The following is an 8,924-nucleotide window of genomic DNA, read 5'->3' as shown; positions in this document are numbered from 1 at the left end:
CAGTGAACTTGAATGGCTTGACTACCCCAGCTGAAGTGCAAAAAGGAGTAGCCGACAACACTAAAGACACAGTAGATGTTCCAGCTAGCTACCTTGATAAAGCCAACTTCCCAGGTCCATTCACAGCTGGCGTCAACCAAGTCATTCCATATGAATTCTTCGCTGGTGACGGTATGTTAACTCGCCTTATCTTGAAAGCATCAGACAAGGCCCCATGGTCAGACAATGGTTCGGCTAAAAACCCCGCTCTTCCACCAGTAGAAAAATTGGGCAAAGGCCTCTACTTCTATGAAGTGGACTTAGCAGGTACTCAAGGCAAATCAGACAAAGAACTTCTTGACTTGTTGAAACAAAACGGCACTCAAAGCTATAAAGCTACCATCAAAGTTTACGGTGCTAAAGATGGCAAGGCTGATTTGAGCAACCTCGTAGCGACTAAGGATTTGACAGTGAACTTGAATGGACATCAGTCTATGATTCCGATGCAGTCAGGTTTCGTCCCATCTTCTAACGGTTCAGCTATGCCGGCTCCAATGATGAATAGTCATCAAGATGCGTCTAAGATGAACGCTCAAATGCCTAGTGCCAATCAAGATGATATGAAATCTAAAATGCCAGCTGCTAGCCAAGATAAGATGATGCCTAACAAAGAGCAGGACAAAACCATGGATGCCAGCCAGCCTATGGCAACACCAAGCATGAAACAAGATCAAGCTCCAGCAGCCTCAAGTAAAATGTCTGATGAAGGCAAGATGTCAGCTACTAACAAGGTATCAAGTCCAATGATGGCTGATCAAATGAAAGATCAAAAAGACATGCTTCCATATACTGGTGAAGCTCAAACATCAATGGCTACTCTTGGATTCTTTGGATTAGCTTTGGCCGGCCTGCTAGGCGGACTCAGTTTTAAAGCTAAAAAAGAGGAAAATGACTAGTCTAGTTACAGACTTTCTATCTAGGATTTGAAAAATCCAGATATCGATTAGAATGTTCGTAAAGCGATTAAAATAGTGTTATACTATTGTGGTATAGCACTGTTTTTTTCAAAGGAGAGACAGATGGGAAAGACAATTTTACTCGTTGACGACGAGGTAGAAATCACAGATATTCATCAACGCTATCTGGTTCAGGCAGGATATCAGGTTTTGGTGGCTCATGATGGAGTAGAGGCCTTAGAAATCTTCAAGCGAAAGCCGATTGATTTGATTATTACAGATATCATGATGCCTCGGATGGATGGTTATGATTTGATTAGTGAGGTTCAGTATCAATCTCCGGATCAGCCTTTTCTCTTTATCACGGCTAAAACCAGTGAGCAGGATAAAATTTACGGCCTAAGCTTGGGGGCAGATGATTTTATTGCCAAGCCCTTTAGCCCTCGTGAGCTGGTTTTGCGTGTCCACAATATCTTGCGTCGCCTTCATCGTGGAGGTGAGACAGAGGTCGTCAGTCTCGGGGATTTACGGATGAATCACGGTAGCCATGAGGTTCAAGTCGGAGATGTGGCGCTTGATTTGACAGTCAAATCCTTCGAACTTCTATGGCTTTTAGCCAGCAATCCAGAGCGGGTTTTCTCTAAGACAGATCTCTATGAAAAGGTCTGGCAAGAAGACTACGTAGATGATACCAATACTTTGAATGTTCATATTCATGCTCTTCGACAGGAGTTGGCTAAACATGCCAGCGCAGAAACGCCTACTATAAAAACCGTCTGGGGCTTGGGCTACAAAATTGAGAAAGCACGAGGTAGTTAATGAAATTAAAAAGTTATATTTTAGTGGGGTATGTCATTTCAACACTCCTAACGATTATCGTGGTTTTTTGGGCTGTTCAAAAAATGCTGATTGAGAAAAGCGAGATTTACTTTCTGCTTGGAATGACCATCGTTGCCAGCATTATCGGTGCTGGGATTAGTCTCTTTCTCCTATCGCCGGTCTTTACTTCACTGGGCAAACTCAAGGAACATGCCAAGCGGGTAGCGGACAAGGATTTTCCTTCAAATCTGGAGGTTCAAGGCCCTGTAGAATTTCAACAATTAGGCCAAGCTTTCAATGAAATGTCCCATGATTTGCAGGCCACCTTTGATTCCTTGGAAGAAAGCGAACGAGAAAAGGGCTTGATGATTGCTCAACTTTCGCATGATATCAAGACCCCCATCACTTCAATCCAAGCGACGGTAGAAGGGATTTTGGACGGGGTTATCAAGGAAGGAGAACAGGACCATTATCTAGCAACCATTGGACGCCAGACTGAAAGACTCAATAAACTGGTTGAGGAGTTGAATTTTTTGACCCTAAACACAGCTAGAAATCAGGTGGAAACTGCCAGCAAGGACAGCATTTTTCTGGACCAGCTCTTGATTGAGTGCATGAGTGAATTTCAGTTCTTGATTGAGCAGGAGGAGCGAGATGTCCATTTGCAGGTAATTCCAGAGTCTGCCCGGATTGAAGGAGATTATGCCAAGCTTTCTCGTATCTTGGTGAATTTGGTCAATAACGCTTTTAAATACTCTGCTCCAGGGACAAAGTTGGAAGTGGTGGCTAAGCTGGAGAAGAACCAGCTTTTAATCAGTGTGACCGATGAGGGGCAGGGTATTGCTCCAGAGGACTTGGAGAATATTTTCAAACGCCTTTATCGTGTAGAAACTTCGCGTAACATGAAAACAGGTGGTCATGGCTTAGGGCTTGCGATTGCGCGTGAATTGGCCCATCAATTGGGTGGGGAAATTACAGTCAGCAGCCAGTACGGTCTAGGAAGTACCTTTACCCTCCTTCTCAATCTCTCTGGCAGTGAAAATAAAGCTTAAAACCCCTTTACAAATCTAGCCATTCATGGTAGAATGGATCTTGTGCGAAATATCAGCAGGAAAGCATGAAGCTCGTCAACAGGTGTCTTATGATAAGTAACCTTGGCTGTTTAGGCGAAGGGCATCTGCACGAATCAGGGCTTTCTAAGTGACTATTTCCACCGAAATATTATTTATATCAGGAGGACATTCACATGTCACGTTATACAGGACCATCTTGGAAACAAGCTCGTCGCCTTGGCCTTTCACTTACAGGTACAGGTAAAGAATTGGCACGTCGTAACTACGTACCAGGACAACACGGACCAAACAACCGTTCAAAATTGTCAGAATACGGTTTGCAATTGGCTGAAAAACAAAAACTTCGTTTCACTTACGGTGTAGGTGAAAAACAATTCCGTAACTTGTTCGTACAAGCTACAAAAATCAAAGGCGGAATCCTAGGTTTCAACTTCATGCTTCTTTTGGAACGTCGTTTGGATAACGTTGTTTACCGTCTTGGTCTTGCGACTACTCGTCGTCAAGCTCGTCAATTCGTAAACCACGGGCACATCCTTGTTGACGGAAAACGCGTTGATATCCCATCATACCGCGTAACTCCAGGTCAAGTGATCTCAGTTCGTGAAAAATCATTGAAAGTTCCAGCTATCCTTGAAGCAGTAGAAGCTACTCTTGGACGTCCAGCATTCGTATCATTCGATGCTGAAAAATTGGAAGGTTCATTGACTCGCTTGCCAGAACGCGATGAAATCAATCCAGAAATCAACGAAGCACTTGTCGTTGAATTCTACAACAAAATGTTGTAATATTTTATTGAATCAGATAGGCTTTAGAGCCTTGATATTAAGCACTTTGGGGCGTTTTCCCTCAGTGCTTTTTTTATTTTTACTACCCTTTTAGTTACCCTTAACCAATTTTAGGTATAGTAAGAGGGTAGCCCCAAAATGGGACACCCTTATTATTTATAGATTGCTGATAGCCGATTCAAAGATTGAGACGGCTTTTTTTGCTCCCTCTTTGGTAGCATGGACATAAGTGTTTAAAGTCATAGAGATATTAGAGTGACCTAATCTGTATTGCAAGTCTTTGGCCTCTATACCAGCATATAGCATGATTGTAGCATGGGTGTGTCGGAAGCCGTGGAAACTAATATCAGGAACACCAGCGCTTTTAAAGTGGCCTTGTAGTCTTTTTCTTAGTAGACAAGCATAGGCGTATTTTGTGGTAAAAGGGGTAAATACAATACCCTCAGACCGTCCTAGTTGCCATGACTGGACTTGTTGACGTTTTTTATATTGCTTGAGTAGGGAAACTGTAGCTTTATCAATATCAATTTCTCTTAGACCAGCTTTAGACTTAGGTGTATTTGTTTCTTGGTATCTATTCAGAGTCTTGGAAATGCTGATAATACCTTTTTTAAGGTCAATATCAGACCACTCAAGAGCCAAAGCCTCACCGATACGGCAACCACTAGCCAGCAATGTTTTATAAAGCACGTAGTCAAAGAGATTTTCATAACTAGATAAGTCTAGGTTATCCAGGTAGTCTAGAAACTGTTTAAGTTCCTGATTGCTGAAAAACTTTACCTTATGCTCCTTATTTTGTTGCTTACGTGGGATAATGACATCCCTAGCTGGGTTGTGTTGGATCGCTTGCATTGTAACTCCATACTGGAGAATACGGCGGTTTATATTGTTTAGGAAGCTATAGTTTGCATATGCCCCTTTTTCGCCTTTATTGGCCTTGTCAGCCCACTTATTGACCTGTTGCTGAATAACAGGAGTAGTAAGCTTGTCTAGCTTGTAATCGCCGAATACGGGCAAAATATGAAGTCTCACAATCCCCTCCATGGATTGCTGGGAGTTTGGTTTGATTGTATTCTTGTAACTCTCCCACCATAAAGAGACTAGCTCCCTATAGGTTGTAATGGTTGGTTTTTCCTTTACACTATATCCATTGTTTGCAAAAGCGTTAATGGCCTCTCTTGCCTTGATTTTAACGCCTGTTTTTGTTTTGGCCGTAACTGTAGTTCTAGCCTTTTTTCCAGTCAGTTTATCAACTCCAAGATACACGCTTGAGCGATATACGATAGTCCCGTTTTTCTTTTTGTATTCTGTAATCTTCATGGTTTTACTCCTTTTCCATCAGCAGGCAAGCAATTAGAAAAGATTTTGAGTTTATACCATGCGAGGGATTACGAGAACCCCTTTATTTCCGATTTTAAGCAGTCAGACGGTAAATAATGTCAGAGCATGAAACAAGGCGGATATGGGGCTTATATGGGCAATAGAAAAAGTGTACCGACTAAAAAGCTGATACACTTAATTTCTTGTTGTAACCCTGACCTATATAGAGATACAGGTATAGAGCAGTGTAACCCATAGGGTTTCTTTTACGATTAAGAATTATGGTATCACTTTTTAGAAAGTTTTACAAAATAAAAAAAACACCGGTGTTTTAAGTCCGATGTTTTTAGATAAGTTCCGAAAAACGTTATCGCGATTAATAGTTACTATTGTATCAATAAGTTACATTTTTTGCAACAAAAACATCGAAAATTTATAGATTTTTTAAAAATAGCTTTATTTTTGCGAAACTATCTACTCCAAGGATTAAATGGACATCGTGGGGGTTTTTGATAGTTTGAGAATACTCTTTAATTATTTTTTCATAACGAGTAATGAAACTCCGTATTTCTACCTTACTAAAACGTAGTAGTTTTAAATAATAAGCAATCAAAATTACATAATCAGTAATTGTTTTGAAGTTTATATTTTTAACTTTAGTATGTTTCTCAAGGTGTTTAATGATCATGCCCTTAATTTTAAAAGTATTAAAACGACAATCAAAAACAACGTTATTATGAGCGATTGCATTGCGTAAATCTTTAATAATGAAGATGTGTTTGGATAGTAATTCAAGATTGGTATCTAGACTAGTGTCTAAACAGCCTAAATCTTCTTGAATTTTACGGCGGGTGTGATTATTTAGTCTCTCAATAATACTCCCTAAGTCTCCCATTGTAGTATGCTCAAAAATTGCCCAGAATGGTATTGATTTATTTTGATGGACATAATGCTGAATGATGGAACTTTTAGTGTAATTATTTGCTATTGTGCCTTCCATATTACGACGTAGATTTAGAAATTTACCCATTTCTTTCTTATACTCTTTTGAGTTTTTTGGAAAATCATCGAAGTGATTCAATTTTTGCTTAAAGATAGAATCCATGTAAATATCGGAATCTGTTACAAGAACTTCGAGCGTGTAATTGTTGATTGCTGTTTCAACTTTCATAACTTCAGGATATAATAGCGCCTTTAATGTATTATCGAAATTATAAGTTTTTTTGATTTCATCAAAAGTTGTAAAACTAAGTAAATTATTCTTTTTACGAACAAATCTGTAAGCCTTGTAACCGTGGTAATATCCTATATTTCTGAGAGTTCTTTTTTGAGAACTCCCCTCTATTTTAATTTTATGACTTTTTCTAATATGACGCATCAGGCCGTCGATGCTTTTCCCTTTTTCGCTCATGATTCTCCTTTCTATTTGTCAATTTTGCCAATTTTGCGCTTTAGTCTGTAAAATCGGCTTTATATTCTTCAATTTCCCCCGTTTTTGCACAATAGAGAGTGGGGAAGGGGTGCTATTAATCGTTATTTTTTTTAAATGATACTGCATCTTTCTTTGCGAATTTTTTTGCAATAGTTCTAAGCAGTTCTCTTTCATCATCGGTGCAGAAAAAGTAGTTAAGCATCAATTCTAGAGCAAATGGTTCAAGATGCTTTCTTAATTTTTCATAGTCATAAAAATCTAAATCGGTTTTTGACAATTGCATATAGTCAAATTCTTGCCATGAGCGATACTCTCTTGGTGTTGGAATGTAACCATCAAATGGGTCTTTTTTATTATTTGAGTAATTTAGCAAGTATCCTACGCTCACCCCGAAGTAGTCAGCTAATTGTTTTGCTTTCTCTGGTTTGATTTGGCTTTCTTCATTTTCCCATTTTTGGTACCCTCTCCGAGTTACGCCCATAGCTTTAGCGACTACCTCTTGTGTATCGCCTTTTTCTTTTCTCAATTCTTTTAGTCTGTTCATGCATATTACCTCAATTTTAATTATATCACAAAACAACAAAAAGCTAACAAAAAATTCACTTTTTGTTATTTAACTATTGACAGCTAACAATAAATACGCTATACTACAACCAAGCTAACAAATGGTTAGCACAAGAAAGGAGAAACTTCATTGCTTATTACCTCAACACAAGCAAAAGCGATTCGCCGTAAGCAGGCAGACAAGAAATTGACTGCAAAGCAAGCAGGCGAAGAAATCGGAGTTACACAAGTTACCTATCGAAAAATCCGAGACGGTGGCGAAGTAAAGCCGAGTATTTACCAAAAGGCCATGCAGTGGCTTGCAGAAGATTATTAGAAAGGAGCGACCCGATCGCAATACTTCAATACATTTACAAGTTTCTCATGTGGTGCTTTACCACTGGGGATTGACCTGCTCGGAAGAAATATCCGACCTAGAACATAAAGGAGAAAACAACATGAACAACACACAAGTATATCAAGCACAAACAACTAACCACGGTATCGCTAGAGCATTGGGCGAAGAAATTCGTATGATCACCGACGTTGAAGAAACAACTTACAATGGACACGGTGAAATCACTGTTGAGTACACCAGCGACGTAGCATTGACAAAACTATTTGACCGTATTAAATCACTTTACGAAAAAGGCGAAAGCTACGAAACAAAACCATTCTTACATTTTAAAGTATTGGAGGATGATTTGGAATCAAAACCAGAAGGTTTTACTGCTAAAGAAATGAACTTTAAAGAATTTAAAACATGGCTAGATGATGCCGTGAGTGTGGCTGAAGCTATGGCATTACCTGAAAATAAAGGGGTACTTGACGACTTGATAGAGAATACGGCCAATAACCTATCTTTTATCGCTGAGTTAGTGGAAAGCCGTCAACTGATTTATAAAAAACCTAGACATGAAGATTAAAAACGACAACAAAAAAGTCACTTGCTCAAATTTTGGTCGAGGAGAGCAAGCGACTGGATTAAGAATATAGATATTTTTTCTATATCTCAATTATAACAAAAATAAACTATTCAATCAATAACAACTAATGGCAGGCAAGCAATTAGAAAAGATTTTGAAAAGCATAGAGCGCCAACTCTTTAAACTGGTCATCACTTCCAAGCGTTCGCCAACTTGGGGCAATAGCCCAGCGTTTGGAGTGGTGTCAATCCTGTATAGTAAACAACCATTAAAAGGCCAACGGAGGAAAAACATGATAGCAGATAAATTAGAAGCTATTTCAACAAATTTAGAAGAAATACAAGAAAGCCTTGTAGGGGCTGAAACTGCATTAGCTAAAAGAGAAATCAGTAGAGTATTGAACGACTTGGATGATGTCTACAATGAACTAACTAGCACAGAATACCGTGAACAACAGGAAACACTTAAGGAACAGACGGAAAGGATGAAACAGAGAGTAGTTGCTGAAGTAATAGGAGAACTAGAAGAACGAGAAGAGTCTTATTACAGAAATTATTGGGGTGATACTAAGTTTATAAAGCTACTTTCCAACTTTGATGGATTTCTTTTCTTAAACACTTACCTAGCTGAAATAACTAAAGAAAATCCCTACCCAATGGAACAAAGCCAATTATTGAATTATGTATGGGAAGTCATTGCGGTTGATATCGCAAAGAAAAAACGAGGGAAAAAGAACGTTTTGGATTCATGGACAGACTCATCCTTATATACTCGTGGAATGATGATTGATTAGGAGCAATAAAATGACACTAGACCTAGACAACATGACACAAGCAGAATTTGATAAACAAATGGCTGAAATCAAGGAGAGAAATCCGAATCTCTTCCAGTTTATTGCTGATTTTGTAGATAGAAAGGTAAGTACCGAAGAGGTGGATGAGTTTTTGAAGATGGAGCGAACTGATCAAGTGGAATACATCAAGAATTACAAAGCGAGGGCATAACATGAATGAACTAGATTTGACCAATACACAATCGGTAATCTTTATGGTGGTATTGATTGGCTTACTGCTTTATTTAAACCATCGAGA

At 39.0% G+C, this 8,924-nt stretch carries 11 protein-coding genes; 8 read left to right on the top strand and 3 right to left on the bottom strand.

What is annotated here, in order from left to right:
- The 4 genes from QZ359_RS08840 to rpsD form a co-directional block, all read left to right on the top strand.
- Nucleotides 1-935, top strand: a 935-nt coding sequence (locus QZ359_RS08840) for a fibronectin-binding SSURE repeat-containing protein (RefSeq protein WP_293965887.1), incomplete at its 5' end; no start/stop codon positions are given.
- 123 nt (nucleotides 936-1,058) lie between these two features.
- Complete coding sequence (locus QZ359_RS08835) at nucleotides 1,059-1,754, top strand: response regulator transcription factor (RefSeq protein WP_049544544.1); 696 nt, start codon at nucleotides 1,059-1,061, stop codon at nucleotides 1,752-1,754.
- A complete protein-coding gene (locus QZ359_RS08830) occupies nucleotides 1,754-2,806 on the top strand; it encodes a HAMP domain-containing sensor histidine kinase (RefSeq protein WP_261231433.1) in 1,053 nt (350 codons plus the stop codon). The genes QZ359_RS08835 and QZ359_RS08830 overlap by 1 nt, the downstream gene beginning before the upstream one ends.
- Before the next feature lie 194 nt (nucleotides 2,807-3,000).
- Complete coding sequence (rpsD, locus tag QZ359_RS08825) at nucleotides 3,001-3,612, top strand: 30S ribosomal protein S4 (RefSeq protein WP_000092756.1); 612 nt, start codon at nucleotides 3,001-3,003, stop codon at nucleotides 3,610-3,612.
- A 156-nt stretch (nucleotides 3,613-3,768) separates the two neighbouring features.
- Here the strand turns inward: rpsD and QZ359_RS08820 are convergent, their stop codons facing one another.
- From QZ359_RS08820 to QZ359_RS08810, 3 genes are all read right to left on the bottom strand, one after another.
- Nucleotides 3,769-4,932: a site-specific integrase gene (locus tag QZ359_RS08820; protein ID WP_261043975.1), complete on the bottom strand. Its 1,164-nt coding sequence runs from the start codon at nucleotides 4,930-4,932 to the stop codon at nucleotides 3,769-3,771.
- Between the two features lie 433 nt (nucleotides 4,933-5,365).
- Nucleotides 5,366-6,343 (bottom strand): Abi family protein, encoded by a 978-nt coding sequence (locus QZ359_RS08815; protein WP_261022719.1) that lies wholly within the window; start codon nucleotides 6,341-6,343, stop codon nucleotides 5,366-5,368.
- 115 nt (nucleotides 6,344-6,458) lie between these two features.
- Nucleotides 6,459-6,908 (bottom strand): helix-turn-helix transcriptional regulator, encoded by a 450-nt coding sequence (locus tag QZ359_RS08810; protein WP_261043976.1) that lies wholly within the window; start codon nucleotides 6,906-6,908, stop codon nucleotides 6,459-6,461.
- Nucleotides 6,909-7,058: 150 nt separating this feature from the next.
- Between QZ359_RS08810 and QZ359_RS08805 the strand changes: the two genes are divergently transcribed.
- The 4 genes from QZ359_RS08805 to QZ359_RS08790 all read left to right on the top strand — a co-directional run bounded on the left by QZ359_RS08805 (nucleotide 7,059) and on the right by QZ359_RS08790 (nucleotide 8,837).
- Nucleotides 7,059-7,244, top strand: coding sequence for a hypothetical protein (locus tag QZ359_RS08805; RefSeq protein WP_000909283.1), 186 nt, complete (start codon nucleotides 7,059-7,061; stop codon nucleotides 7,242-7,244).
- A 121-nt stretch (nucleotides 7,245-7,365) separates the two neighbouring features.
- Complete coding sequence (locus QZ359_RS08800; protein WP_261043977.1) at nucleotides 7,366-7,833, top strand: hypothetical protein; 468 nt, start codon at nucleotides 7,366-7,368, stop codon at nucleotides 7,831-7,833.
- A gap of 127 nt (nucleotides 7,834-7,960) precedes the next feature.
- A complete protein-coding gene (locus tag QZ359_RS08795) occupies nucleotides 7,961-8,626 on the top strand; it encodes a hypothetical protein (RefSeq protein ID WP_293965886.1) in 666 nt (221 codons plus the stop codon).
- 10 nt (nucleotides 8,627-8,636) lie between these two features.
- Nucleotides 8,637-8,837, top strand: a complete 201-nt coding sequence (locus tag QZ359_RS08790; RefSeq protein WP_084862665.1) for a hypothetical protein — start codon at nucleotides 8,637-8,639, stop codon at nucleotides 8,835-8,837.
- The last annotated feature ends 87 nt before the right edge of the window (nucleotides 8,838-8,924 follow it).

This window comes from Streptococcus sp. (assembly GCF_019414905.1).
In the GTDB taxonomy this organism is placed as follows: domain Bacteria; phylum Bacillota; class Bacilli; order Lactobacillales; family Streptococcaceae; genus Streptococcus.
This window is presented reverse-complemented; position numbering and strand designations above follow the sequence as displayed.

What these genes read in the sequence shown, in the direction of transcription:
- QZ359_RS08810 (WP_261043976.1), bottom strand. Translation starts at nt 6,908, where the DNA reads ATGAACAGACTAAAAGAATTGAGAAAAGAAAAAGGCGATACACAAGAG.
- QZ359_RS08830 (WP_261231433.1), top strand. Translation starts at nt 1,754, where the DNA reads ATGAAATTAAAAAGTTATATTTTAGTGGGGTATGTCATTTCAACACTC.
- QZ359_RS08835 (WP_049544544.1), top strand. Translation starts at nt 1,059, where the DNA reads ATGGGAAAGACAATTTTACTCGTTGACGACGAGGTAGAAATCACAGAT.
- QZ359_RS08820 (WP_261043975.1), bottom strand. Translation starts at nt 4,932, where the DNA reads ATGAAGATTACAGAATACAAAAAGAAAAACGGGACTATCGTATATCGC.
- QZ359_RS08795 (WP_293965886.1), top strand. Translation starts at nt 7,961, where the DNA reads ATGGCAGGCAAGCAATTAGAAAAGATTTTGAAAAGCATAGAGCGCCAA.
- QZ359_RS08790 (WP_084862665.1), top strand. Translation starts at nt 8,637, where the DNA reads ATGACACTAGACCTAGACAACATGACACAAGCAGAATTTGATAAACAA.
- rpsD (WP_000092756.1), top strand. Translation starts at nt 3,001, where the DNA reads ATGTCACGTTATACAGGACCATCTTGGAAACAAGCTCGTCGCCTTGGC.
- QZ359_RS08815 (WP_261022719.1), bottom strand. Translation starts at nt 6,343, where the DNA reads ATGAGCGAAAAAGGGAAAAGCATCGACGGCCTGATGCGTCATATTAGA.
- QZ359_RS08800 (WP_261043977.1), top strand. Translation starts at nt 7,366, where the DNA reads ATGAACAACACACAAGTATATCAAGCACAAACAACTAACCACGGTATC.